The sequence below is a fragment of the Hydrogenovibrio halophilus DSM 15072 genome, from assembly GCF_000384235.1.
GTDB lineage: Bacteria > Pseudomonadota > Gammaproteobacteria > Thiomicrospirales > Thiomicrospiraceae > Hydrogenovibrio > Hydrogenovibrio halophilus.
In genome coordinates this window covers 1842269-1867823 of sequence record NZ_KB913033.1, presented here as the reverse complement: position 1 = coordinate 1867823, position 25555 = coordinate 1842269, and the positions used below count along the sequence as shown (strand labels likewise).

At 56.8% G+C, this 25555-nt stretch carries 25 protein-coding genes; 15 read left to right on the top strand and 10 right to left on the bottom strand.

The features are described from left to right. Positions 1 to 84: 84 nt before the first annotated feature. Positions 85 to 738, top strand: a complete 654-nt coding sequence (gene queE, locus A377_RS0108980) for a 7-carboxy-7-deazaguanine synthase (RefSeq protein WP_019895992.1) — start codon at positions 85 to 87, stop codon at positions 736 to 738. Between the two features lie 57 nt (positions 739 to 795). Here queE and A377_RS0108975 read toward each other — a convergent pair whose 3' ends face one another. Further along, positions 796 to 2121, bottom strand: a complete 1326-nt coding sequence (locus A377_RS0108975) for a D-alanyl-D-alanine carboxypeptidase/D-alanyl-D-alanine-endopeptidase (protein ID WP_019895991.1) — start codon at positions 2119 to 2121, stop codon at positions 796 to 798. Positions 2122 to 2373: 252 nt separating this feature from the next. On the opposite strand from A377_RS0108975, the gene A377_RS0108970 reads away from it, so the two are divergent. From A377_RS0108970 to A377_RS0108950, 5 genes are all read left to right on the top strand, one after another. Continuing rightward, complete coding sequence (locus tag A377_RS0108970; protein ID WP_019895990.1) at positions 2374 to 3030, top strand: DUF6475 domain-containing protein; 657 nt, start codon at positions 2374 to 2376, stop codon at positions 3028 to 3030. A 56-nt stretch (positions 3031 to 3086) separates the two neighbouring features. Next, the gene (locus A377_RS0108965; RefSeq protein ID WP_019895989.1) at positions 3087 to 3782 is read left to right on the top strand and encodes a hypothetical protein; all 696 of its coding nucleotides are present in this window, start codon (positions 3087 to 3089) and stop codon (positions 3780 to 3782) included. A 160-nt stretch (positions 3783 to 3942) separates the two neighbouring features. Then, positions 3943 to 4518: a peroxiredoxin gene (locus A377_RS0108960; protein ID WP_157760814.1), complete on the top strand. Its 576-nt coding sequence runs from the start codon at positions 3943 to 3945 to the stop codon at positions 4516 to 4518. Between the two features lies 1 nt (position 4519). Further along, on the top strand, positions 4520 to 5851 hold the full coding sequence (gene msrA, locus A377_RS0108955) for a peptide-methionine (S)-S-oxide reductase MsrA (protein ID WP_019895987.1): 1332 nt from the start codon (positions 4520 to 4522) through the stop codon (positions 5849 to 5851). Next, positions 5848 to 6723, top strand: a complete 876-nt coding sequence (locus A377_RS0108950; protein ID WP_019895986.1) for a TIGR01777 family oxidoreductase — start codon at positions 5848 to 5850, stop codon at positions 6721 to 6723. Before msrA ends, A377_RS0108950 begins: the two co-directional genes overlap by 4 nt. Positions 6724 to 6891: 168 nt before the next feature. Here A377_RS0108950 and A377_RS0108945 read toward each other — a convergent pair whose 3' ends face one another. Together A377_RS0108945 and hrcA are read right to left on the bottom strand one after the other, a co-directional pair. Then, on the bottom strand, positions 6892 to 7488 hold the full coding sequence (locus A377_RS0108945; protein ID WP_019895985.1) for an outer membrane protein: 597 nt from the start codon (positions 7486 to 7488) through the stop codon (positions 6892 to 6894). Between the two features lie 259 nt (positions 7489 to 7747). Next, positions 7748 to 8788, bottom strand: a complete 1041-nt coding sequence (gene hrcA, locus A377_RS0108940; RefSeq protein ID WP_019895984.1) for a heat-inducible transcriptional repressor HrcA — start codon at positions 8786 to 8788, stop codon at positions 7748 to 7750. Between the two features lie 131 nt (positions 8789 to 8919). On the opposite strand from hrcA, the gene A377_RS0108935 reads away from it, so the two are divergent. Together A377_RS0108935 and recN are read left to right on the top strand one after the other, a co-directional pair. Further along, on the top strand, positions 8920 to 9795 hold the full coding sequence (locus A377_RS0108935; RefSeq protein WP_028485418.1) for an NAD(+) kinase: 876 nt from the start codon (positions 8920 to 8922) through the stop codon (positions 9793 to 9795). Beyond that, the gene (recN, locus tag A377_RS0108930) at positions 9796 to 11463 is read left to right on the top strand and encodes a DNA repair protein RecN (RefSeq protein ID WP_019895982.1); all 1668 of its coding nucleotides are present in this window, start codon (positions 9796 to 9798) and stop codon (positions 11461 to 11463) included. A gap of 44 nt (positions 11464 to 11507) precedes the next feature. On the opposite strand, the gene A377_RS12325 is transcribed toward recN, so the two are convergent. The 4 genes from A377_RS12325 to A377_RS0108910 are packed head-to-tail and all read right to left on the bottom strand — an operon-like array spanning position 11508 to position 14714. Beyond that, positions 11508 to 12116, bottom strand: coding sequence for a tRNA-uridine aminocarboxypropyltransferase (locus A377_RS12325; protein WP_033422859.1), 609 nt, complete (start codon positions 12114 to 12116; stop codon positions 11508 to 11510). After that, a complete protein-coding gene (gene yaaA / locus A377_RS0108920) occupies positions 12113 to 12889 on the bottom strand; it encodes a peroxide stress protein YaaA (protein WP_019895979.1) in 777 nt (258 codons plus the stop codon). Before yaaA ends, A377_RS12325 begins: the two co-directional genes overlap by 4 nt. Further along, positions 12883 to 13638, bottom strand: a complete 756-nt coding sequence (gene murU / locus A377_RS0108915) for an N-acetylmuramate alpha-1-phosphate uridylyltransferase MurU (RefSeq protein WP_019895978.1) — start codon at positions 13636 to 13638, stop codon at positions 12883 to 12885. The genes yaaA and murU overlap by 7 nt, the downstream gene beginning before the upstream one ends. After that, entirely contained in the window at positions 13635 to 14714 is a 1080-nt protein-coding gene (locus tag A377_RS0108910) for an aminoglycoside phosphotransferase family protein (RefSeq protein ID WP_019895977.1), read from the bottom strand. Before A377_RS0108910 ends, murU begins: the two co-directional genes overlap by 4 nt. 222 nt (positions 14715 to 14936) lie before the next feature. Here A377_RS0108910 and A377_RS0108905 point away from each other — a divergent pair, with 222 nt between their 5' ends. The 7 genes from A377_RS0108905 to A377_RS0108875 all read left to right on the top strand — a co-directional run bounded on the left by A377_RS0108905 (position 14937) and on the right by A377_RS0108875 (position 22437). Then, the gene (locus A377_RS0108905) at positions 14937 to 17309 is read left to right on the top strand and encodes an LPS-assembly protein LptD (RefSeq protein WP_157760810.1); all 2373 of its coding nucleotides are present in this window, start codon (positions 14937 to 14939) and stop codon (positions 17307 to 17309) included. Positions 17310 to 17352: 43 nt separating this feature from the next. Continuing rightward, complete coding sequence (locus tag A377_RS0108900; protein WP_019895974.1) at positions 17353 to 18753, top strand: peptidylprolyl isomerase; 1401 nt, start codon at positions 17353 to 17355, stop codon at positions 18751 to 18753. After that, complete coding sequence (pdxA, locus tag A377_RS0108895; RefSeq protein WP_019895973.1) at positions 18743 to 19747, top strand: 4-hydroxythreonine-4-phosphate dehydrogenase PdxA; 1005 nt, start codon at positions 18743 to 18745, stop codon at positions 19745 to 19747. The genes A377_RS0108900 and pdxA overlap by 11 nt, the downstream gene beginning before the upstream one ends. After that, positions 19744 to 20595, top strand: a complete 852-nt coding sequence (gene rsmA / locus A377_RS0108890) for a 16S rRNA (adenine(1518)-N(6)/adenine(1519)-N(6))-dimethyltransferase RsmA (RefSeq protein WP_019895972.1) — start codon at positions 19744 to 19746, stop codon at positions 20593 to 20595. The genes pdxA and rsmA overlap by 4 nt, the downstream gene beginning before the upstream one ends. A 9-nt stretch (positions 20596 to 20604) precedes the next feature. Next, complete coding sequence (locus A377_RS0108885) at positions 20605 to 21462, top strand: symmetrical bis(5'-nucleosyl)-tetraphosphatase (RefSeq protein ID WP_019895970.1); 858 nt, start codon at positions 20605 to 20607, stop codon at positions 21460 to 21462. 14 nt (positions 21463 to 21476) lie between these two features. Beyond that, positions 21477 to 22103 carry a hypothetical protein gene (locus A377_RS0108880; RefSeq protein WP_019895969.1) on the top strand — a complete coding sequence of 209 codons (627 nt, stop codon included), beginning with the start codon at positions 21477 to 21479 and terminating at the stop codon, positions 22101 to 22103. Positions 22104 to 22164: 61 nt separating this feature from the next. Further along, on the top strand, positions 22165 to 22437 hold the full coding sequence (locus tag A377_RS0108875) for a hypothetical protein (protein WP_019895968.1): 273 nt from the start codon (positions 22165 to 22167) through the stop codon (positions 22435 to 22437). Between the two features lie 23 nt (positions 22438 to 22460). Here the strand turns inward: A377_RS0108875 and A377_RS0108870 are convergent, their stop codons facing one another. From A377_RS0108870 to pheT, 3 genes are read right to left on the bottom strand one after another with little or no spacing between them, the layout of a single operon-like run. After that, the gene (locus A377_RS0108870; RefSeq protein ID WP_019895965.1) at positions 22461 to 22841 is read right to left on the bottom strand and encodes a MerR family transcriptional regulator; all 381 of its coding nucleotides are present in this window, start codon (positions 22839 to 22841) and stop codon (positions 22461 to 22463) included. Then, a complete protein-coding gene (locus A377_RS0108865) occupies positions 22828 to 23121 on the bottom strand; it encodes an integration host factor subunit alpha (RefSeq protein WP_019895964.1) in 294 nt (97 codons plus the stop codon). Before A377_RS0108865 ends, A377_RS0108870 begins: the two co-directional genes overlap by 14 nt. Positions 23122 to 23145: 24 nt before the next feature. Next, on the bottom strand, positions 23146 to 25545 hold the full coding sequence (pheT, locus tag A377_RS0108860) for a phenylalanine--tRNA ligase subunit beta (RefSeq protein WP_019895963.1): 2400 nt from the start codon (positions 25543 to 25545) through the stop codon (positions 23146 to 23148). Positions 25546 to 25555 lie beyond the last annotated feature (10 nt).

Here is a 25555-nt window from a genome sequence, read left to right as displayed (position 1 = left end):
TGGTCCGATATTGTAGCATTTTCACCGGTTGATCAGGGCAAAATTTCGCCTGCCACGCGACCGGTTCACAGGAACCTTTCAAACATGGCTTATCGCATCAAAGAAGCGTTTTACTCTCTGCAGGGCGAAGGATTTCATTCCGGTCGGCCGGCGATCTTCTGCCGTTTCGCCCACTGCAACCTCTGGACCGGCATCGAAGCCGATCGCGCCAACGCCGTGTGCCAGTTCTGCGACACCGACTTTGTGGGCACTGACGGCCAGAATGGCGGACGCTTTGCTTCGGCACAGGCACTGGTCACCCACCTGCAACGGCTTTGGCCGGCAGAACCCGGCGCAATCGCACCGTTTGTGGTGTTGACCGGGGGCGAACCGCTGCTTCAGGTCGATGCGACCCTGATCGACGCGTTTCACCAGCAAGGCTTTGAAACCGCAGTGGAAACCAACGGCACCCAGAAAGCGCCGCCGGGCATTGACTGGCTCTGCGTCAGCCCCAAAGCCGGTGCCCCGCTCATTCAAGATCACGGCCATGAACTCAAGCTGGTTTACCCGCAAACCGAACTGCTGCCCGAAACCCTGGCCGGACTCCAGTTTGATTTTTTCTACCTGCAGCCCATGGCCGATCCGGAAGACCCGGGACCGGCCGGAAAAACCCTTCTCAAACAAACACTTGACTACTGCCTAAATCACCCGCAATGGCGACTGAGCCTGCAAACGCACAAACTGCTGGGCATTGACTGACGCGGCTGCGATACGACAACGCAAAAGGGCAAACGCCACAAGAGCGAAGACTGGGTTTTAAGGTGCTTGCGAAGCCTGCAAACGTTGGCGCAGGCTCTGGGCAAAACGCCAGCGCAAATCCCAGGGCACCGTCTCATTGGCCATCCACACAAACGGCACCGCACCGGCCTCGCAACGCTCAGGGCAGACATATCCGGCCAGTGTGCTGACGTTGTGCAAGGTGCCGGTTTTGGCCCAGACCCCTTCTCTTTCTTCGGGCAACAGCGAACGCCAGGGCGCAAACGCCGCCAACACCTGCCCCAACTGACGGGCGGTCAAACGGTTTTCTCTGGCCAGCCCTGACCCCTCCACCAAGGTCTCTTGCGACCAGCCAAACCGTGTTGACAGGGTTTCAGACAGATAACGCGCCACCTTGTCCATGGTCGCCGGAGCACCATAACGCTCGGCGCTCAATTTCAACACCAGATGGTGCGCAATCAGGTTGGTGGAATATTTCAGCATCGCCCGAACCTGTTCCGCCACAGGCTTGGGGTTTTCAAAACGCAGAAAAGGGGTTTTTGACCAGGCCTGGTGATTTTCGCCCTGCTCCGGTTCTCTGCCTGCCCTGACCACCTGGTCCACGCTGATCCCGGCTTCTGCCAGAAAAGCCTGCAGCAACTCACCAACATACCGTGCCGCCCGCTCCGGCCTCTGCCCCAGATTGATCCGAGCGGATTTCGGTCCTCTCGGCAATCGTTCTGCGCCCACTTTTCGGGCCAATGGTGTCAAAGGCGTTTGCGCTTCCGCGCTTTCGATCCGACCGTTGACGCGCTTCAGATTCAGGGTATTGAAGTTGGCCATCAGTGCGGTGGGCAGGGCATCGTAAGGATTGTCCGTGGTCGACAGGCCACGCACCGTCTCAGACGCCACCGCAAAGTAGTGATCGTCCATTACCAGCCGTTCAATCCGGCCGATGCCACGCCCTGTTAACTGGTCCGCCAGTGACTCGGCCAACTGCTGAAGGGTTTCCGAAACCAGAAACGGATCGCCATACCCTTTGACTTTCAGCGACCAGCCAGAGGCCGTCTGCCGCGCAAACACATCGGTATGAAACCGCGTTTGCGGTGACCAGGTTTCGAGCGCCAGCAACGCGGTGACCAGCTTTACCGTGGAGGCGGGAATCCGGGGCACATTGTCCTGCACCGTCAGCGTCATCTGGCTCTCAGGGGTCGATCCGGCCCAAACCGACAGCTCGGACAAGTGTGTCGGATTCGTCCAACTCACAGACTGCGGATCGGCCTGCACCGGGCTGAGCAAACACAGCATCAGGCCTGCCAACCCGACCTGCCCGGTCCGAATCCAACCCTGAACACCTGCGTGAATGAACCACCAAATTTGACACATCAAAATGCTATACTTTCCTCAAACAGAGTCTTATGCCCAAAACCCGAATCCGGCCAACTTTCCAGAACCGGGAGGACGTGAACCAAAAGGACGGAACAGGGATGGAAAAAGTGACGCCTTCCATCCGTCCTGCGCCCAACAATTTTGCGTTTTGCACAAAGGACTCTCATTATTAAATACTGCTTTGGCACCATAATGCAATGACTTTGCTCCTGAGTGCGCCAAACATGTTATCGCCCGATCAAGGATGCCATGCAACAGCAAGATTTGGAAAAATTTTCGCAGATACTGACCACCGTCTTTGCCTATTATGAAAAAGACCTGACGGAAATGACCTTTGAACTCTATTGGAACGGGTTGAAACACTACTCGATCGAACAGGTTCAACAGGCGTTCAATGCCCACATGCAGCACCCGGAAGAAGGCCGCTGGTGGCCCAAAATTTCCGACATCATCAAACACTGCAAAGGCGGCAGCCAGGATCGGGCCCTGGTGGCCTGGAATCTGGTTGAAAACGCGATTCGCCGAGTCGGTGCGTATCAGGATGTGGTGTTTTCCGATCCGCTGATTCACCACATCATCCATCGCATGGGCGGCTGGATTGCCTTGTGCGACCTGCCGGATGAACGCTCTCTGACATTCAAAGCCAATGAATTCAAAAACACCTATCGGGGCCTGTATGGTTCCCCTGCCGCGCAGCATCCGCCCGAAGCATTGACCGGCATCGTCAACCAGCAAAACGCCAAAATCAAAGGCGCGCGCCTGCAACCGCCCGTCTACATCGGCGACCCGGATCAGGCACGTCAGGTGGCCGCACAATTGCAAACACCTCAGGCACCGATTGAGGTGGCCAAGGCCGGTCAGAACTGGCTGGCCAAACAAACGCCACCAACGGAAAAACAATCGTAAGGGCCCGTGCCCTTTGCCCAGCTCGCCAACACTTTTTCAGGAGAACCCGTTTTATTATGCAAATCACCTTTGACACCCAGGTTGCGCAATCGCTGTCGATGCACGAAGCGGTTTTTCTGGGCTGGCTAAGCGAACATTATGACCAACGCCCCCTGAAAACCCCGGAACTGGTCGAAATCTTTCATTTCTGGAAAGCCGAGCTGGTCTACAAGGTATTATTGCGTCTGGAAGAACGGGACATTCTGCGTGTTCAGCGTGATGCCAATGGTTTTTGCCGTCTTACCCTAAACGCCAACGCCTATCAGGCTCAGACCGGCTGCCCCTGCCCGGTTCGCTCAGACCAACCCCTGATGGATGACAACCTCAAACGCCATCTCAAACGTTTTCAGGCGACCGATAACCTGCTGCACCAGAAGCTGTCGGAACTGATTCACCAGCACAGCCAGCAATTGATTGACTATGCACTGGAAGAAGGCCTGACCGAAGCCACCGCCAAAACCACCCTCGACAAGTTTTTGCATTATGTCAGCGCCGATCCGGATCGCTTCTGGAACGCCGACCTTGTGGCCTATTGGCGCTTCTGGGTCAGCAACACCCTGGAACGCCAACCTTCGCAAAAACAGCCGCAGGACGGCAAACGTGCCCGGATCGAGCGCTCTGCCCAGCATGCCGCGTCCACCTGGCTCAAGAAAAAATCCCAGGACAGCCAGCTTCACCACAACGTTCAGATCGAGACCTCCAAAGAAAGCTGACCGTACTCGACCCCTTGTCCCCACTACACTCAGACCGGCCATCACGATAAATAAGCATGGACAGCCCCGGTGCGAAAATGAATAATGAAGAAAAGGGGGTGTTATGAGACACAGCTTTTCACGCTTTTTTACCTGCGCAAAACAAACCCAGGGGGTTGCCATGCTCAGTCGCTTACGATCAAACGGGCTCCAGCCCCGGACTTGGCTCATTGCCCTGACAGGCCTCCTTTTATGGCTGCCCGTCTCGGCCGACACGGAACTGGCCATCAACCAGCCAGCGCCGGACTTCCGTCTGCCCGACCAGCATAACCGGATGCACCAGCTGGCCGATTACCGTGGACAGTGGCTGGTGCTGTACTTTTACCCCAAAAACGACACCCCCGGATGCACCACCGAAGCCTGCAGCTTTCGTGACAACATGAATCGCCTGATTCAGCAAAACGCCGCCGTACTGGGCATCAGCCTTGACTCCCAAGCCAGTCACGCCGCCTTTGCCAAAAAACACCGCCTGCCCTTTTCCCTGCTGGCCGATGAAAAGGGCCAGGTCACAAAACGTTATGGCGCCCTGCGGGACCTGATTGTGATGCAATTTGCCAAACGGATGACGTTTATCATCCACCCAGATGGTAAGCTGGTTAAAATTTACCGGAAAGTGAACCCGGCCACCCACGTACAACAAGTGCTGTCCGACCTGAAACGGCTGCAAGCGCAAACCCGGAACGGGAAAGAGGCCTGACATGCAAACGCTATTGAAAACCCTCGCCGCGGTGTTTACGCTGAGCCTGACCATTTCGGCCTGCGCCAAGGAGACCAACATGACCGAACCCACCTCCAATCAACTGCCTGAAAACACCGAATCCATTGTCCTGGGCATGGGCTGTTTCTGGGGCGCGGAAAAACGCATGGGGGACATCCCCGGGGTGTTGCGCGTCGAAAGCGGCTATGCCGGAGGCGACGACCCGGAGGCTGGCTACTACGATGTGCTGGGACTGGAAAAACAAATCCGCATGGGGGTGAGCGACCAACGCAACCACGCCGAAGTGGTGCGGGTGTTTTTCGACCCGGAAGCCGTCAGTCTGGAACGCGTGCTGGCCGGGTTCTGGGAAAACCACGACCCCACCCAGAAAAACCGCCAGGGCAATGATGTCGGCACCAATTACCGCAGCGCGATTTACACCCAGAACGAAGCTCAGGCCCAAATCGCCAGGCAGTCTCTGCAACGTTACCAGACCGCGCTGAATGACGCCGGAAAAGGCGACATCCAAACCGAAGTTGCGCCACTGAAAAATTACATTACCGCCGAAGATTATCATCAGAACTATCTGGCCAAAAACCCCGATGGCTATTGCGGCCTCGGCGGCACAGGCGTGTCTTACCCCGGATTGGCCAGCCAGGAAAAAGCGGACGATGCGGCCCCGGCTCTGGATGGCGAGGCCCTGAACTTTGAACAGCAACTGGTGGTCTTTGAAGCCAGGGATTGTGCCTTCTGCGATCAATTCAAACAGGAAATCCTGAGCGACTGGCAGTCCGAGGTGGCGGTCACCACCACCCTCACCCCCGAAGCGCCGACCGGCTGGGAACTGGCCAAACCACTGTTTGCCACACCGACCATGGTGCTGTTCAAGAACGGACGTGAAGTGTCGCGATTTACCGGCTACAAAGGCGAAAAAACACGGTTCTGGGAATGGCTGGGCTTTCAGATTCTCACCCCGGAACAACAGCGCATTGCCTTTGAAAGTGGCACCGAGAGCGCTTTCACCGGCTCGCATCTGGACGAAAAACGTCCCGGTACCTTTGTCGACCCCATCACCGGCGCGCCACTGTTTCGCACCGACACCAAATTCGACAGCGGTTCCGGCTGGCCCAGTTTTTTCAACCCGGTGCCCGGTGCCATCACCGAACACCAGGATGTGTCACATGGCATGACCCGCATTGAAGTGCGCAGTGCCAGCTCCGGGATTCATCTGGGCCACGTTTTCAACGACGGCCCGCCACCAACAGGCAAACGTTACTGCATCAATGGCAATGTTCTCAAATTTGTGCCCGATGCGGACGAGGTCGGCTCATGAAAATGGTGATCACAGGCGGAACCGGGCTGGTGGGTCAGGCACTGGCCCGTCATTTTTCCAGTCAGCATCAAGTCACCGCTTACGGACGCGACGCCTTTGACGTGGGGTTTGATCTGGCAGACGCCCTGAGCGGCGCCGATGTGCTGATCCATTTGTCCGGCGCCAATATCGGAAAACGCTGGCACAAAGGGTATGAAGACGAACTCTGGCACAGCCGCATTGACACCACGCATGCCCTGACAAGCGCACTGAATACGCTCGACCCGGAACAACGGCCTCAACGCATTATCAGCACTTCGGCCATCGGGTTTTACCCCGAAAATACCTGCGACCAACCGCAGGACGAACGACAAACCCAACCCGGCACCCATTTTCTGGCCAGACTCAGCCAGGCCTGGGAAGAAGCGGCCCGGCAACTCAGCGACGACGTACTCATCTTCCGTTTTGGTGTGGTGCTTGACGCCAAAGGCGGCGCATTGGCCAAAATGCTGCCGGCCTTCAGGCTGGGCCTGGGCGGCCCGGTTGCCGGAGGGAACCAGTGCTTCAGCTGGATCGCTTTGGATGACCTGGTGCGTGGCTTTGACTTTGCCCTCTCTCATCCAGAGTTGAGCGGCTGCATCAACCTGACCGCGCCCACGCCCGTCCGTCAGCGCGAATTCGGCCAAACACTGGCCAAAACATTGAAACGCCCGTTTGGCCTGCCGTTACCGGCCTGGCAGCTCAAGCTGATGTTCGGACGCGGCGCCCAAGTGCTGATGCTCAGTCACGCCGTGCTTCCCACCCGACTGCAAGAAGCCGGCTTTGTCTTCAACTGGCCAACCCCGGAAGCCGCCTTGACCCACCTGTTGACCAACAACCAGAGCAATCAATGACCAGGCTTGGTGAAAAACACCGAATCAGAGTGACAATGGAATAAAAAACGCTGTCGGAAAAAAGGGAAGGCAAACAAAAACGTCATCAGAAGGACGTGACGCAGAAAATCAATCAAGATGGTCGAGCCAAATACAAAGCTCGACCAAATAACCGGATATGGACCGAGATTACTTCATCATGCAGTAACGATATTGAATGCCGAACAGAACACTCTGGCTGTCGACATCCCATTCATTTGATCCAAACACCTCATCACCGGTCGAGCGCTTGTATTCAAGGGAAGCGGACAGCATATCGGTCATCGCATACTTCATGCCCAGACCGTAAGTCACGGTATCAATGTCTTCAGAACCACTGCCGGGGTTGGTCGAAACTTCAATCTGACCGATGCCGAATCGGCCATAAGCCAAAAGATTTCGGGTAACGTAATAACCTGGAATCACCGATGCGTTCCAGATTTTATCCGCTTCGACCTTCCCGGCCCAGTTGCCAGAGCTGCCCAGATCGGCGTCCCCCAGACCATTGTCCAGATACTGATAACTGGCACCAATGTAAAAACCATGAAAGCTTCGGCCCAGACCGGCTTCAAAGCCGATGCCAGCTTCCAGCCCATTGCTGTCGAAATCGGTTTTGTTCGACGTGGTTTTACTGGTAATGTCGCCATCCAGTTGCGACCCATTCAAAGTCAAACCGGCATAAACACCATCCAGTGAACCGGGTTCGGCTGCATTTGATTGCATCGGGATGGCCGCAGCCAATGCCATAGTGACCACAAATTTTGTGATATTTTTTGGTTGGTTAATGAATTTCACACAGTCTCCGTTTTGTTAAACACTCTGAATTTCAGTCCTGACCTCAAAGATAAAACCAGAGATCCAAGCCTGCTTGTGACAGGAAGATGATACTAGCACAAATACATAGAAAAATAACCCGATAAGAAAAATTTATTTCTTCGAGATTCGAAAGAGAAGGTGACACAGAATCAGACCAGGCCTGGTCAAAAAGGCAGCCCGATTTAACGTGTCAGGTGTCCTGACGCAGCAGTGAGCTGAGAATTTTTGCGGTCATGTCGACGCGGGGCACGATGCGGTCATACGGCATGCGACTGGGGCCGATCACACCCAACACGCCCAGCACCTGTCCGTCGCGTTCGTAGGGTGTGGTGATCACGCTGCAATCCTGATACGAATCCGCACCACACTCCTTGCCGATAAACACCTGCACCCCTTTGGCCTGCATGCTTTTGTTGAGCAATTGCAGCATGTGGGAATGTTCGTCAAACGATGAAAACAGCGCTTTGAGTTTGTCCGATTGCGCCAGTTCTTCGTAATTGAGCAGATTGGATTGGCCGGAAACAAAATACGGCAGATCCTGCTGCATTTTCTGCTCGATCACCTGATCGGTGGCCTCGACAATCGCCAGCATCAGTTGATCCATGTTCTGGCGCAGGGTATCGAGGCGTCCGACCATGTGATGCTTGACTTCAGACAGCGCCAGGCCCCGAAAATGCTGATTGAGGTAATTGGCGGTGCGAATCAGATGGCTTTCGGACACAGGCGAATCGAACTCGATGATCCGGTTTTGAATGTCCTGATCATTGAGCACCAGCACCACCAGCGCCCGGGTTTCGCTCAAACGCACAAAATCGATGTGACGCAGCACTTCCTGCTCTTTGCGGGGGACCATCACCAGGCTGGCCATGCCGGTCAGACCGGAAAGGATGCTGGAGGCCGAGCCCAGCAGTTCGTCCTGAGTTTGCGCCTGACCAAACCCTTGCTCAATGCGTTCGGTCAAATGCCTGTCCAGCGGCTGCAAAGTCAGGATCGAATCGACAAACACCCGAAACCCCTGATCGGTGGGCACACGCCCCGCCGAGGTATGGGGCGCATGCACCAGACCCAGCTTTTCCAGATCCACCATCACATTGCGCACTGTGGCAGGGCTGACACCGACATCCGGCATTTTTGCCAGCGCGGTCGAACCGACCGGACGGCCCTGATTCAGGTATAATGCCATCAGATGTTTGAACAGCAGTTGCGCGCGATCGTTAAAAGGGTCTTTCATATCGGTTTCCTGACTATTGGGCCAAATGATCCGATCGTGACCGACACGACCGTCATTGCAAACATCATTGCAAACCCAGGCTGAAGCGTTATTATGGATGCGTTTTGGCATTTTTCAACTTCGGGACCGACATGTTTCAGACCATTGGCATTTTTGGCAAATACAACGGCATACAATCCTGGGAACTGATCGACAAGCTGGTATTGTATTTACAGAGTCGAAAGAAAGACGTTCTGCTTGACGCCTCTTCCTGCAAGGACTTTCCGGTGGACCGTTACAACATTCAGTTAGTCCCACGCTCCGAATTGCTGGAAAAAATCGATTTTGCCGTGGTCGTTGGCGGCGATGGCACCTTTCTGGATGTGGCCAGAGCCCTGATCGATTACGACGTGCCGATACTGGGCGTCAACCTCGGACGTTTGGGGTTTCTGACCGATGTGTCGCCGGAATGCATGATGATCACGCTGGATGAAGTGCTGGCCGACAACTACAAATGCGAAGAACGCACCCTGCTGGAAGTTCTGATCAAAAAAGACGGCAAGGCCCTGTATCGCGACGTGGCCTTCAACGACGTGGTGCTGCACAAAAACGACTCACCGCGCATGATCGAATTCGAAACCTTCATCGACGGGCGTTTCCTCAACAGCCAGCGCTCCGATGGATTGATCATTGCCACACCGACCGGCTCCACCGCCTACGCGTTGTCCGCTGGCGGCCCCATCATCGAACCGGACCTGAATGTGGTCACCCTGGTCTCGATCAACCCGCACACCATGAGCAACCGTCCGATTGTCACCTCGGGCGACAGCCAGATACTGATACGCCCGCATGAAAACTGCTGCGGCACCGCCTCGATCATCTGTGACGGTCAGGTGACCTACCAGTTCAGTGCCGGCACCGAAACCCACGTCACCCGGCACCCCAAATTCATCAAGATGGTGCATCCCAAAGAGCACGATCACTACAAATTACTGCGCGCCAAACTCAACTGGGGACAGAAGTTTTAAATGTTGCAAGCCTTGACCATTCAAAATCTGGCCCTGATCAGCCGGTTGCATCTGGAATTTGATCGGGGCTTTACCACTCTGACCGGCGAAACCGGGGCAGGCAAATCGATTCTGCTCGACGCACTGGGGCTGACCCTCGGCAACCGGGCCGATGCCACACTGGTGCGCCACGGCACCGACAAAGCCGATGTCACCGCCGACTTCGACATTGCGGCCGTGCCCGCTGCCCAGGCCTGGTTAAATCAGCAGGAACTTGAAGCCGACGGCGACTGCCTGCTCCGGCGCACCCTCAGCAAGGAAGGCCGTTCCAAAGCCTACATCAATGGCCTGCCCGCCACGGTCGCACAACTGAAAGAACTCAGCGCCCTGTTGATCGACATCCACGGTCAACACCAGCACCAGAGCCTGACCCAGGCCGGCGAACAGCTCGCGCTGGTCGATGCGTTTGCCCAGCACCCGCCGCTTCTGGCCGACACACGCGAAACCTACCAGGCCTGGTCAAAACAGCAACAGGCCCTGCAACGTCATCAGGAAAATCAGGCCGACCTTCAAAGCCGGATTGAACTGCTTCGGTTTCAATTGAGCGAATTCGAAAAAGTGGCCCCACAGGCCGAAGAATATGCCCAGCTGTCCGACGAACAACAGACCCTGTCGCATGCGCACGACATCAAACAGGCGCTGATCAGCGGTTACGAACAACTGGATGGCGAAGGCGGCGCATCGGAACGGATCAGTGCGGCCGTGAGCGCCCTGGAAGCGATCCAGAGTGTGCATGCACCGATTGAGCCACTGCTGGCCCAGTTGCGCTCGGTGCAGATCGATTGCAGTGAAGCGGCCAACGACCTGCAGCATCAGGACCATCAGGTCACGCTGGACCCGGAGCGGCTGGCCTTTGTGGACGCGCGGCTGGGCGAACTGTTTGCGCTGGCCAAAAAATACCAGATTGATCCCGAATCGCTGGAAGCCCGACACCAGCAGATTGAAAACGAACTCAGCGAACTGACCGGGGATGGCGCGTCACTGGAAGCGCTGGAAGCCAAGGTCGCCGAAGCCTGGCAGGCTTATCAGAAAGCCGCCGATACCCTGTCAAGCTCCCGGCGCAAAGCAGCCACACGTCTGGCCAAATCGGTCACCGAGCGCATGCAATCGCTGGGCATGGCCAAAGGCCGGTTCGGCATCCAGCTCGAAGTGGCGCAAACGCCTTCGCCCCAAGGCCAGGACAAAGCGACCTTTGACGTCACCACCAACCCGGGGCAACCGCCGCAACCTTTGAGCAAAGTCGCGTCGGGCGGTGAACTGTCGCGCATCAGTCTGGCGATTCAGGTGGCCAGCGCCGAAGTCGCCAGCCTGCCGACCATGATTTTCGACGAAGTGGATGTGGGCATCGGCGGCGGCATCGCCGAAGTGGTGGGACGCACCATGCAGCAACTGGGTGGTCACCGTCAGGTGCTGGCGATCACGCATCTGGCGCAGGTAGCGGCCTGCGCTCAAACCCAGCTGTCCATCCACAAAGCGGTCAAAAACAACGTGACCCAGACGCAGGTCTGCCCTCTCGACCAACCGCAACGCATTGAGGAACTGGCCCGCATGCTCGGCGGCATGACTCTGACCGAACAAACCCGCAAACACGCCGAAGAAATGCTGTCTCTGGCGCAACAAAGCGCCTGAGCCCCTGACGCTTTTCAGGCACGCGTCCAGTCAGTCAGAGGCCATTAATCAGAAAAAACAGTTGGCAAGCGGGTTTGCAGCTGAGCCTGCAACGCGGCCAGCACCTGAGTCAAACCGGCATAATCATCCGGGCGCGCTTCCAGTTCTCCCAGGGCCAACTGGGTTGCCTCCAGAGTCGATAACTGGTGAGGCCCTCTGGCCTTGCGCACCCAATAATCGGAAGAGCTTACTGGCAGAGCCAGACGCGGCAAAGCCTGCAGCGCCGGATTCCGGTAAAGCATGCGCACGGTTTTCTTCCAGGTGCCGTCCAGGACCACCAGTTGCCAGTGTTCCGGCTCGGCCTGACGACGGCAGGTTTCGGCAGCAATGGCCTGACCGCCTCCGGCCGCATTGGGCGGATACAGCAACAGGCTTTGCACCGACGGTTGCGGTTTTAACCAGGCCTGCAATTGGTCCGGGTCAAAACGCTCCCCTACTTCCAGCCGACTGTTGGGCAAACAGGCCTGAGTCAACTGCGCCGTGTTTTTGGGGTGATCACGCTCCAGCGGGTGTTGCAAAAACAGCACTCGAACCCGTGAACTCAGTGTCACCAACGACGCACACAGGCATTGCGCCTGTAACCGCCGACAGCGCACGCATCTGGGTCGACTCATCCGTCCTGACGACGAGTAAAGACCCAGTTGTTGTCATTCGACAACTCGGGCGCAAACCCATAGCCGTCCAGATCAAAATACTTCAAGTCTTCGACCTGCTCGATCCGGTTCTGGGCAGCATAGCGCGCCATCAGCCCCCGCGCTTTTTTGGCATAGAAACTGATCATTTTGTATTGGCCGTTTTTCCAATCCTTGAACTGCGGAGTCATCACACTGGCATTCAAGCGTTTTTTCTGCACCGCTTTGAAATACTCATTGGAGGCAAGATTGACCAGCACCCGACTGTCGAGATCGGACAGGGCATCATTGATCACATCGGTGATGCGATCTCCCCAAAACCGATACAGGTCCTTGCCGCGCTCCGTGGCCAGTTTGGTGCCCATCTCCAGCCGGTATGGCAGCATCTGGTCCAATGGCCGCAGCACCCCGTACAACCCGGACAGAATGCGCAAATGCCGCTGCAGATACGTCAGTTCGGTTTCGGACAAATCTCCGGCACCCAAGCCCTGATACACATCGCCCTGAAACATCAGCGCCGCCTGTTTGGCCACCTTGGGATCAAACGGCGTGTGCCAGGCCTGAAAACGTTCGTAATTCAATTCCGCCAGGGCATCACTCAGCTTCATTAACTGGGCAATGTCCACCGGCCCCAGAGGTTTGAGCGTCTCCATCAAAGTTTCGGCCTGATCCAGAAGCGGTGGCTGCGTGGCCGTCAGTTTCTTCGGGGCGGGGGATTCGTCCAGCTTCTTGGCCGGGGACACCAGCATCAACATCGATTGTTCTCCTTTGTGGTTTTATTGGCGATCAAAGCACGCAAGTGCGCAAGACGCTCCGGGGTGCCCACATCAAGCCAGCGACCGCGAAAGACTTCGCCGCTGACCCGGCCTTGGGCCATCTGTTCACGCAGCAACGGGGCCAGTGCACGTCGTGCCTTCTGTTCGCGCACCCCAGCAAACAGGGCCGGACGCAACACGCTCAGCCCCGAAAAGGTCCAGGCCCCCTGAGGGGTCAGGCGTTGGCGCTGCGAACCGGACTCAGCCAGCCCGAAATCGCCCTGGGCCTTTTCCGGCGGCTTGGGCACAACGACCAGATGCGCCAGATCAGCTTGGTCCAACGGGCATTGGGCCTGCCAATGGGCAAAGTCGAATTCGCAAAACACATCGCCATTGACCAGAACAAACGGTGCCTGGGGAGAATGGTTGACCGATTCAATCGTCGGCAGGGCCTGAATCACCCCGCCCGCGGTTTCCAACCCCCCTTCCGGTTCGGGCGAATAATGAATGCGCAGCCCCCAGCGCTCGCCATTGCCCAGTGTCTGCTCGATCTGTTCGCCCAGCCAGGCATGGTTGATCACCACCTGTTGGATTCCGGCTTTGGCCAATGCCTGCAAATGCCATGCAATCAGCGGCTGACCGCCGACCTCGACCAGAGGCTTGGGGCAGGTGTCGGTGATCGGGCGCAGGCGCTCGCCGCGCCCGGCCGCCAGAATCATCGCCGTGGTCAAAGCGTTGGTTTCGCTCACCCGACCTCCTGCAAGGACGCACAATCGGGCAGCACCCGGTTTTCCAGCAAATCCAGCAGCCAGGGCATCCCCGGCAGATCGGGATAAAGCGCCGCCGCCTCATACAGATACTGAAGCGTGTTGGGCACATCCGGCAAATAGCCGTCTTTGCCGTCGCGATGCCACAGACGCGCAAAAATGCCGGACGCTTTCAGATGGCGCTGCATCCCCATCAGATCAAACGCCCGAACAAATCCGTCCCAATCGGTGCGCTGTTGCAAGCCCGACGCCACCAGCGCCAGAAAATAAAAACGACGCCAATCGTGCACCGCCTCCAGCGGCCAGCGCACATAACAGTCACGCAGCAATGAGACCGCATCGTAGGTCAAGGGGCCGCGCACCGCGTCCTGAAAATCCAGTACGCCCGGTGCGTCCGGCAACGCCGCACCGATCATCAGATTGCGACTGTGATAGTCCCGGTGAACCGCCACCTGCGGCTGTGCCAGAGCCGACATCGCCAGGGTCTGTTTCACTTTTTGCCAGGCCTGGTGATCACGACCATCAAGGGGTCGCTGCAGATGTTCGCCCAGCAACCAATCGGAAAACAGATCCATTTCCCGGTCCAGCAACGCGTCATCATAAGGCGGCAGGGTTTGCGACAGGGCCTGGCCCTGTGCCTGAAAACGCACCAGCGTCTGCAAAGCCGAACGATAGAGGGTGTCGGCATTATCCGGGGTCACGGCGCTCAAAAACGTGGTATTGCCCAGATCGCTCAGCAGCAAAAAACCGCGTTCACGGTCAGCGTCAAGCACTCTGGGCACCTTCAGCCCAATCGCATCAAGCTGTTGGCTGATTTGCACAAACGGCCCGGTGTCTTCTTTTTGTGGCGGCGCGTCCATCACAATATAGGAAGGACCGTTTTCGCCGTCAAAGACCCGGAAATAACGCCGAAAGCTGGCATCGGCCGAGGCCGGCACCAGTCCCACCGGGTTTTGAATGCGCCCGGAACGGGCCAACCATTGCTCCAACTCACACAAACGTGGGTCGCTGGGATCGGTGAATGCAGAATGCGGTGCGCTCGTCGCCGTTGAAGTCATAAAGTGTCTGTCTGGTTTTATAGTTGGTTAAGGTGATTTTGGTCAATCATGTTCTGTTCAGACTCCCGTCAAAACAGTGCGCGTTATGGCGCAAATCGCATTTATGCCACATGGAAGCGACATTTTGAACAGAAATCGGCAAAATGATCGCCGTTTTTGACCTCATGCAAAGGCTCTGCTGATAGAATAGCGTTTTTTCAGTTGAATTCCGTTGCCGAGGCCATGGCTCAGTCCTGTCACGCAAAACCGTTTACCGTTGGTCTGCCACCTTTTCCGCGCAAGCGATTACAGGGGCGGATACTTGCCTTTGTCCTCAGTGGCAGCGGCCTGTTCAGTCCGGCTATTTTAGCGCAAACCGCATCCATCTGTGCGCCGGATTGGATCGCCCCGCCGATGGAAGTGAGCGAACAACCCGCGCCCAACCAGGTGGAAGCCGATGTGTTGTCGCAGCCTCGGCCGCTGGAATACGACCTTTCCGGTCAAGTCAGACTGTCCCAACCAGGCCTGGTCATTCTGGCCGACCGGGCCCGCATTCAACGTGACACCCAAACCGCCCAACTGTTCGGTCAGGTGGTGTTACAACGTCCAGACCTGTTGGCCACTGGCACCCGGGTGGATCTGGACCAACAGGCGGAAACGGCGCAACTGACCGATGTGCGTTTTCAATTCAAATCGTCCCGTGCACATGGCGCAGCCGATCAGGCCCAGTTTGACCAGAAAGCAGACGTTGCCACCCTGAACCAGGCCAGCTTCACCACCTGCAAATTGGAAAAGCGCCTGTTTCAGTCCACTCCCCTGAGCGCTGACAACGGCAAATACGACTGGGAAATGACCTTTGGCGAGCTGGAAGTCAACAACGCCGAGCGCCGGATTTATGGCTGGAACACCTGGTTGCATTTTCAGGAAGTGCCGGTGTTTTACACGCCTTACATCAATTTTCCAATGGATGAACGCGCCAGCGGGTTTCTATTCCCACGCTTCGGCGGCCACCAATCCCTGACCCAGAACGACAGTCACTCGTATCTGGCCGTGCCCTATTATTTCAATCTGGCCCCTCATTATGATGACACCCTGACCGTCATCGCGATGGAAGAACGCGGCCTGGTGCTGGACAACGAATTCCGTTACCGCCAGCCCGGTCATCAGGGGATATTGTCCGTCAGTGCGCTCAACGATCAATTGACTGCCAGCGAGGGGCTGGCCAAACTCAACGATCAGGGCGACGTGGTCTATGGCGACAAAATCGACACCCGCTGGCGCGCCAAATTCGTCGGTGGCCAGCAATGGACCAAAGGCGTCCGCAGTCACATTGATTGGCAGGAAGTCTCAGACGACTATTTTTACAACGACATTCCTCTGGACACAGGGCTGGACACCGCCACCTATGCCCCGCGTCACCTTCAGCTCAGTGCCAGCCGGGGCGATCTCAGCGCAGGCATACGCCTGCAGGATTACCTGAGCCTGCGCGACAGCAACGTCTACAATTACGAAAAACGCCCACAGATCACCGTGAATTACCGCCCTTCCTCGCTCAGCGACGCCCTGCCCGGCCTGAGTTTTGACCTGAGCGCCAACACCACCGAATTTGCGATCAGCCAGAGCGGCCATAACCGCCCGGAAGGTCGTCGGGACCACCTTTCTCCCGGCCTGCGTTACGAAGTGTTCCGACCCTACGGCCGGTTAAAAGCCGAAGCGCGCTGGCATCAGGTCAGCTACCATGTTACCGAACCGGGGGTTTCCCGCACCCAAACCCACCAGACCCAGGCAGGGCAATACGCCTTGCGCGGCAATCTGATTTTCGAACGGCCACTGAGTCTGGGCGATACGCCGCTGGTGCAGACACTGGAGCCGGAACTGCAATATCTGTACGTGCCCTACGTCAATCAGAGCCAGCAACCTTTGTTTGACACCGGGCGCCGCGCCTTGCACTTCAGCAATCTGTTCAGCGCCAACCGCTTTACCGGCTCGGACCGCATCGGCGACACCCAGCAGGTGACCGCGGCCTTGACCACCCGTTTTTTGACCCGTGACGGACGGCCGTTGGCCGAAGCCGCCATCGGTCAGATTTATTATCTGCAGGACCGCAAAGTCACTCTGAACGATTCGACCGCCGAAGAAGAAGCCAACACGGTCACCTCGTCCGACTATTTCATCAAGCTGGGACTGCAGGCCGGACCGCTCAGCCTGGCGTCCACCAGCCAGTACGACCGGACGAACATGGGGCTGGTCAGTGCCAGCAACCGCTTCAAATACCATTACCATGACCGGTTTGAATTTTTGATGGCACACAATCTCACCAATCAGGGTCGGGCAAACGAGCGTCAGGACCTGGTCGCCGGGGCTTTCTGGCAAGTGACCGACACCTGGTCGGCCGGCGGTTACCTGAATTACGACTTTGCCGCCGACCGCAATACCGAATCCCGTTATGCCCTGCGCTACGACGATTGCTGCTGGGCGTCGGAACTGTCGATCAAGCAGACAGAACTTGACAACGGCTTGTATAATTACAGCATAATGTATCTGATTGAACTCAAAGGCCTAAGCGGCATGGGCACGCCTTTCAACCAGTTTCTGGAAGACGAACTGAACTTCTGATCACCGGGCCCTTTATTGATGGCACCAACATAAGAGAATCCGCATGACACAATCAACCGCCTCCGAACTTCAACCACGCAACGCTTTTTCAACGACGCGACCCACCTCACGACGCTGGCTGTCGGCCGTTCTGACGAGCCTGTCTCTGGCCTGGATGATGCCGGGACCCGTGGCGGCGCAAACCCCGAATGCCCAGCTTCTGGACCAGATCATTGCGGTGGTCAACGACGACATCATTCTGCAGAGTGAGTTGGCTCAGCGGGTGCGTCAGGCAGAGCAGGAGTTGCGCGGCCAGAACATCCGCATTCCCGATCAGGACGAACTGGTGGAAAAGGTTCTGGACCAGATGGTGATGCAGCGCCTGCAGATGCAACGGGTAAAACAGCTCGGTCTGCGCGCCAGTGACCAGGAAGTGTTTGAACGGATGCAACAGATTGCCAGCCGCAACAATCTGACCCTGGACCAGTTGCGTGACAACCTCAACCGTCAACAGAGCGACGGTTTTACCCAGTTCCGCGAACAAATCCGCGAACAACTGCTGTTTCAAAAGCTGCAGGAAACCGAGGTTCTGGCCAGAACCCAGGTGACCGAAAGCGAAGTCGACCGTTACCTACAGCGCCAGGCCCTGACCGACACCGCCTACGAATATCGTCTGCGTCACCTGCTGGTCAGTCTGTCTGAAGGGCCGACCGCGGAACAGCGTGACGAAGCTCGGCAGAAAATCGAGCGTCTGCGTCAACAGGTCACGGACGGCCAAAGTTTTCAATCTGTGGCCGCCAAGGCGTCCGATGGGCAAAAAGCATTGCAGGGCGGCGATCTGGGCTGGCTGACCCAGGACCAGATTCCAACCTTTTTCAGTGCGGTGGCCACACAACTGCAACCGGGCGAAGTCTCCGACGTCATTCGCAGCCCGGTCGGCTATCACCTGATCAAACTCGAAGACAAGCGCCGCACCGATGAAAAAGCGCTGGTGGACGAATACCGCCTGCACCGCTTCCTGTTGCTGTCACAAGACGCCGAAAAGGCTTCGGAACCGCCGCAGTCACTGGTTGATTTGAGCGAAAGCATCGATTCCATCCATGCCTTCGAGGCCCTGAAAACCGAATATTCGGACATGCCGGAGAGCACCAATGCCCGTTCCGATCTGGGGTGGCAGACACTGGACGACATGTCGGTCACCCACGCCCGCCTGATCGAACAACTCTCCCCCGGCGAAGCGGCGCGTCCTTATGCCACCGATGAAGGCTGGGTGATTCTCTATCTGGACCAGCAGCGCCAGAGGGATCCGGCGGAACAGGACAAACGCAAACAGGCCACGGAAACGCTGCGCCGACAAAAAGCCAATGAAAGCTTTGATGTCTGGCTGCGCCGCATGAAAGACCAGGCCATTATCGACATCCGTCTGGACAAGCTGCGCACTTCGGAGGACGCGAGTGACAGCTGAATGCCGCCGACTGGTCGTCACCTCCGGCGAACCGGCCGGAATCGGGCCGGAACAGGTGATCAAACTGGCGCAGAAACCCCGTGACTACGAATGGGTGGCGGTGGGCGATCGTCAATTATTCGAACAGACTGCGGCCTGGCTGAAGTTGCCGGTTGCGTTGCAGGAATACGACCCTTCCCGTCCGGCAAGGCCGCATCGCGCGGGCACACTGACGGTTCTCCACACCCCCGCTCAGGCTCGGATTACCCCAGGGCAACTGGATCCGGCCAATGCGGATTACGTGCTGAATCTGCTGGGTCGCGCCACCGATGGCTGCCTCAGCGGCGAGTTTGATGCCATGGTCACCGGCCCGATTCACAAAGGGGTCATCAACGATGCCGGACAGCCGTTTACCGGCCACACCGAGTTTCTGGCCGAACGTGCCGGGGTGGATCAGGTGGTGATGATGCTGGCCACACCGGGTCTGCGGGTGCCGCTGGTCACCACCCATCTGCCTCTCAGAGACGTGGCGGATGCCATTACCCCCCAACGCCTGCACACGGTGACATCGATTCTGCACCGAAGCCTGACCACCGATTTCGGACTGAAATCGCCCAGAATTTATGTCATGGGGCTGAACCCGCATGCCGGTGAAAACGGGCACATGGGGCGAGAGGAAATCGATGTGATTGAACCGGTTCTGCAGCAACTGCGCCAGAATGAAGGCATGCAACTGATCGGCCCCTTGCCGGCCGACACCATTTTTCATCCGGACAACCTCAAGGACGCCGATGCGTTTCTGGCCATGTACCACGACCAGGGATTGCCGGTGCTGAAATACGTCGGATTTGGCAATGCGGTCAACGTCACCCTGGGACTGCCTTTTGTCCGCACCTCGGTCGATCACGGTACCGCGCTGGATCTGGCCGGGAAAGGCCAGGCCGACATCAACAGTTTTGAATACGCGTTGCAGGTGGCCGGGCAGATGAGCCACCATCGGGCATCCGTTTCATGAGCCATCAACACAAAAAACAGTTCGGACAGAACTTTCTCAACAATCAGGCCGTGGTTGACCGCATTGTCAAGGCCATTGCTCCCAGAGCGGATGACCACCTGGTGGAAATCGGGCCGGGGGAAGCCGCGCTGACCGGTCCGTTGCTGGACCGGGTCGAGCGCCTCGACATCATTGAGATTGACCGGGACCTGATCCCCAGGCTGACGCAGGCTTTTGGCCAGCATCCGGCCTTTCATCTCCATTCCGCGGACGCCTTGCGCTTTGATTACGCAGGCCTGGTCAAAAACGATGCGCCATCCCCTTCTTTGCGCGTGGTGGGCAATCTGCCTTACAATATTTCCAGTCCATTGCTGTTTCACCTGATGACGTTTGAATCCGCCATCATCGACATGCATTTCATGTTGCAGAAAGAGGTGGTCGAACGCATCTGTGCGTGTCCCGGCAGCAAAACCTTCGGACGGCTGAGCGTGATGATGCAGTACGCCTGTGAGACCGAACACCTGTTTGATGTGGGCCCGGACAACTTTACCCCGCCGCCCAAAGTGAATTCGGCGATTGTCCGGCTCAAACCCAGACGGACCCGTACCCTGAACGCCGAGGACCCGGCGCTGCTGTCGAAAGTGGTGAAACAGGCCTTTGCCCAGAAACGCAAAACGCTGCGCAACAACCTGAAACCGCTTATCAACGCGGCCGCCTTGTCGGAGTTGGGGATCGATCCATCCATGAGAGCGGAACAACTGGACGTGGAAGCGTTTGTGCGCATCAGCAACCGGTTGGCCGTCTCGGGGCAAGATGGCGCAAAGCAACCGAACACACAGAATGCGAACCAGACGAATGAAAACCAATAGGGAGAGCGCATGGCGACCTATGTGATTGGCGACCTGCAAGGCTGTTTCCGTCCCCTGGGAACCCTGCTGGACCGGATTGAGTTTGACCCCGGTCAGGATCGTCTGTGGTTTGCCGGCGACATTGTCAATCGCGGTCCCGAGTCCCTGGCCTGTCTGGAATACGTCAAACAGGCCTGCCAGGCCGGTCATGCACGCATGGTGCTGGGCAACCATGACTTTCACCTGCTGGCAGCCTACGCCGGCCTGACCCGCTACCGTTCCAAGTCCGATACCCTCAGTGACATCCTGACCTCGGATCACGTGCAAGACCATGTGAACTGGTTGCGTCAACAGCCACTTCTGATCCACGACCACGTTCTTGATCAGGTCATGGTGCATGCAGGCATTCCGCCCCAGTGGTCTCTGGCTCAGGCCAAGGCCTACGCGCAGGAAATCGAAACCGCGTTGCAGCAACCGGACTGGCAGGATTTCATTGTCGAGCTGTTCAGCAAAAAGGGCCAATACTGGTCGCCGTCCCTGCAAGGGATCGAACGCCAGCGCTACATTGTCAATGCGTTCGTGCGCATGCGCTATTGCGATGCGGCGGGCACACTGGATTTTGCCAAAAAGTCCGCGCCATCGCACCCGGTGCCTCCGGCAAAAGGCTCGGGCAGTGCGCCCTGGTTCGCGTTTGCCCAACGCCAAACCCGTGACATACCGATTTTTTTCGGCCACTGGTCCACGCTGGGCGCGATGGACGCTTTCAATGTGCATGCCACCGACACCGGCTGTCTGTGGGGCGGTCAACTGAGCGCATACTGCATTGAGAGCGACCGGCGCCATGAAGTCGACTGCCCGCAAACCGCAAAACCCAAAAAAACCCCTTAAACTGAGCGCAAATCATGGCGGAAGCAACCCAACGGCAACAACCCAGCCCAGAATCTTCGGAAGCCACCTCTGAAGACCATTATGATATTCCCACGGCCGAGACCATGCTGGAACGTCTGCAGAGTGTCAATGTGGACGATTTCGATCTGAAAACCGTGACCGACGAAGTCAAGGGCAACCAGGCCTGGTTGTTTGTGCTGACATTGCCGATGAGCGCGTTTTTGCTGGTGGTGCTGACATTGCTGGGCACCTTTCTGACCGACCATTTTGTGCTGAGTTTTCTGTTCACGGCGCTTCTGGTTTACGGCATCGGCAAGGTCATTGACCAGTACGAACAGAAATTTCGCTATCAGGCCCGGCTGGAGGTCATGGATCGCATTCGCAAGGCGGAGGGAGAATTTGGCCTGCTGCCGCATTTTCGTGATTTCCTGCCGAAAAAATATCGTCATTTATGGCAGAGCCTGAGGCGCTATAATTACGCCTATATTGATCAATACATCGCCGCAATACGTTTATTGCAACAACGGCTTGATCCTGATAAATTCATTCGCGTGTGGCGACTGAAATACCCTGAAACCGCGCCCGATTATGAGTACGACGAATACGGCGAGTACAACGAGATCAATGACAGAACGGAATAAAACAAAAAATGTTTCTGGAAAAGCCATTTTTAACCAGGCCTGGTAAATAAAAAGGATTTGCATGCACCTGAAAACACGCCCCCATAATTTGAATGATCACGTTTTGATCGTTCTGGGCCAGCATGGTCACCCCACCTTCAAAACCATTCATTTGAGTGAACACTATCTGGAAGGACTGGGCAAATATCTGGTCAGCGATCCGCATTCCCAGTATCGCACCTACAAGGTGGTTTCCTCGCACAATGTGTTTACCCAGACCAATCGAGACCAGCCTTTTGACCACGCATTGGACGAAATGATTCGCAATCTGTTGCTCGACCAGACCAGACACTGACAGGGAGGGCAAAAAGCTGGGAATCAATAACGCTGATTCAGATAGGTTCGAAAAATCTGCAGTTCTTCTTTGATTTGATAGAGGGTTTTCAGAGCGGGGGTTGAAGTGGATTGACGGGGCTGTTTTCTGGCCTCTTCGAGTTTGGCCTTGGCACCGGGTATGGTAAAGCCTTCCTGATGCAACAGGTTTTTGATCTCAAACACCAGCGCCACATCGCCACGCTGGTAATAACGCCGACCACGACGCTTGTTGGGTTCCAGTTGCGGAAACACCTGTTCCCAATAACGCAGCACATGCGATTTCAGCTGACAAAACTCACTGACCTCTCCGATGGTAAAATACTTCTTCTCCGGCAGATCGGTTTCCAGCTGTTCAAAGCTGTGATAGGCCTTAATTTTCGGCATAATTATCCACTTGCGCCCGCAACTTCTGACCGGGTTTGAAAGTGACGACCCGTCTGGCGGAAATGGGCACATCTTCACCGGTGCGGGGGTTACGTCCGGGACGGGCGTTTTTGTCCTTGAGTTCAAAGTTTCCGAAACCGGACAATTTGACCTGCTCTCCACGGGCCAACACGTCCGACATTTCCAGATAAAACTCTTCCACCAACTCTTTCGATTCACGTTTATTAAAACCGAAAGTGTCACTCAGCGTTTGAGAAATTTCCGCTTTGGTCAGAGCCATTTTAGTTCCCTTTTCTTCACAAAATCAATGGGCATCATCACGAAGACGTGCGCCAGCCGTTTCAGCGACCTTTTGAATCACCGACTGCACCAGCGTTTCCACCTCGGCATCTTCCAGTGTCCGGTCCACACGCTGCATATGCAATGACAGCGCCACACTTTTTTCGTCTGCGGCCAGGCCTTCGCCCTGATAGACGTCAAACACCTCAACCTGGCGCAACCAATCGGTCGGCACCAGCGCAATCGCTTCTTTGATCGACTGCACCGGCTGCTGTACCGGCATCACAAACGCCAGATCCCGCTGAACCGCCGGGTAACGTGAAATGGTCTCGGCTTGGGGCAGCGGTTTTTCACGCAATGCATCCAGCTCCAGTTCGAACACAAAAATGCGGCCATTCAAGTCCAGCTCATTGGTCAGTTTGGGGTGCAATTGCCCCAAATAACCGATGCACTGGTCGCCTCGGTAAATCTCCGCCGACTGACCCGGATGCAGCGTTTCGGTGTCCGTCGCCACAAATCGGACCTGATCCAGCATACCATTCATGCTCAGCAAGGTTTCCACATCGCCTTTCAGATCATAAAAATCCAATGGCCGATCCTGCCCTTCCCAGCCTCGCGGCTGAGCAAGACCGGTCAAGGCACCGCCCAGACGATCGATCTGCTGCAACTGATCGCCATGCGGGATAAACACCCGGCCGGATTCAAACAGACGAATGCGCGACTGCTGACGCGCCTGATTGTAGCCAAGCGTGGACAGCAGGCCTGGCAAAAGCGAAGCCCGCATGGCTTTCATGTCGTCCGAGATCGGATTCTGCAGCATCAGCGGCGTCACATCGGGCGTGATCTGTCGGTGCTGTTCCTCGGAAATGAAGGAGTAGGTAATCACTTCGTAATAACCACGCTGCACCAATGCGCGTCGCAACAGGCTCATTTCCTGTTCGGTTTCGGGCACATGCGGCAATCGCATCGGGGCCGTCACCGGGGTTTCCGGCAGTTGGTTGTAGCCATGAATGCGCCCGATTTCTTCCATCAAATCGGCTTCAATCTGCATGTCAAAACGCCAGCTGGGGCTGGTGACCTGCCAGACATCGTCCGCTTCTCCGCCTGAGACAGCAAACTGCAATCGTTCCAGAATCGCGTGCATGGTCATGGGCGAAATCTGCGTGCCCAGACGTTGATTGATCAGCGCCGGACGCATGGCAATGGTCACGGGTGCCGACAGTTGCGCTGAATCGACGCAGGCGACCTGCTCGGAAAAACGGCCACCGGCAATGGACTGCAGCAACTGTTTGACCCGATTCAGTGCGACCTCGGGCAGAGCCGGGTCCACGCCCCGCTCAAACCGGTGCGAGGCATCGGTGTGCAAACCGTAGCGACGGGCCTGACCGATGATGGCCTGCGGCGTGAAATGCGCCGATTCGAAAAACACCCGTTGTGTGCCATCATGAACGGCCGAATCGCGCCCGCCCATGATACCGGCCAATGCCAGTGGCCCCTGATCGTCGGCAATCACCAGGGTGTTCGGCGACAGGGTAATGTCTTTGTCTTCCAGCGTGACCAGCGTCTCGTCAGCCACGGCCAGACGCACATCCACCGTGCCCTGCAAACGATCGGCATCAAAGGCATGCAATGGCTGCCCCAATTCCAGCATCACATAATTGGTCACATCGACGATCAGAGCTTTGGGGCTCACGCCGCCACGCTCCAGACGCTGCTTCATCCACAAAGGCGTCTGTGCCTCTGCATCAAAATCCTGATACAGACAGCCCAGATACTTGGGACAGGCACTGGGTTCGGACACGGTCACCGCCTGCGGACACGCGCCCTGTCCTTCTAGCTGAACCATCTCAAACGGCTGTTTCCAGGCCGTGTTGGCCATGGCCGCCAGATCACGCGAAAGACCGGCCACACTCAAACAGTCGGCACGGTTGGGGGTCAGGTCGATGTCGATCACTTGATCGTCCAGCGCCAGATAGCGACGGACATCTTCCCCGACCGGTGCGTCCTCAGGCAAGACCATCAGACCGCCACTGCCATCGTCGGGCAGCCCCAGCTCGGTGGCACCGCACAGCATGCCGTGCGAAGGCACACCACGCAGCTTGGCTTTTTTGATTTTAAAGTCTCCGGGCAAGGTGGCACCGACCTTGGCGCAACAGGCTTTCATACCGGCCACCACATTGGGGGCACCGCACACAATCTGCAGCGGTGCGTCTTCGCCCACATCCACCTGGGTCACATTCAATTTGTCGGCGTCCGGGTGTTTGTCGACCGATGTCACCACACCGACAACCACCTGATCAAAAGCCGGGGCAACCGGTTCCACCCCGTCCACTTCCAACCCGGTCAGACTCAATAATTCGGCCAGTGCTTGTGTGTCCAGATCGGGATTCGTCCACTCTCTCAACCAGCGTTCACTTACTTTCATTGGTTACCAC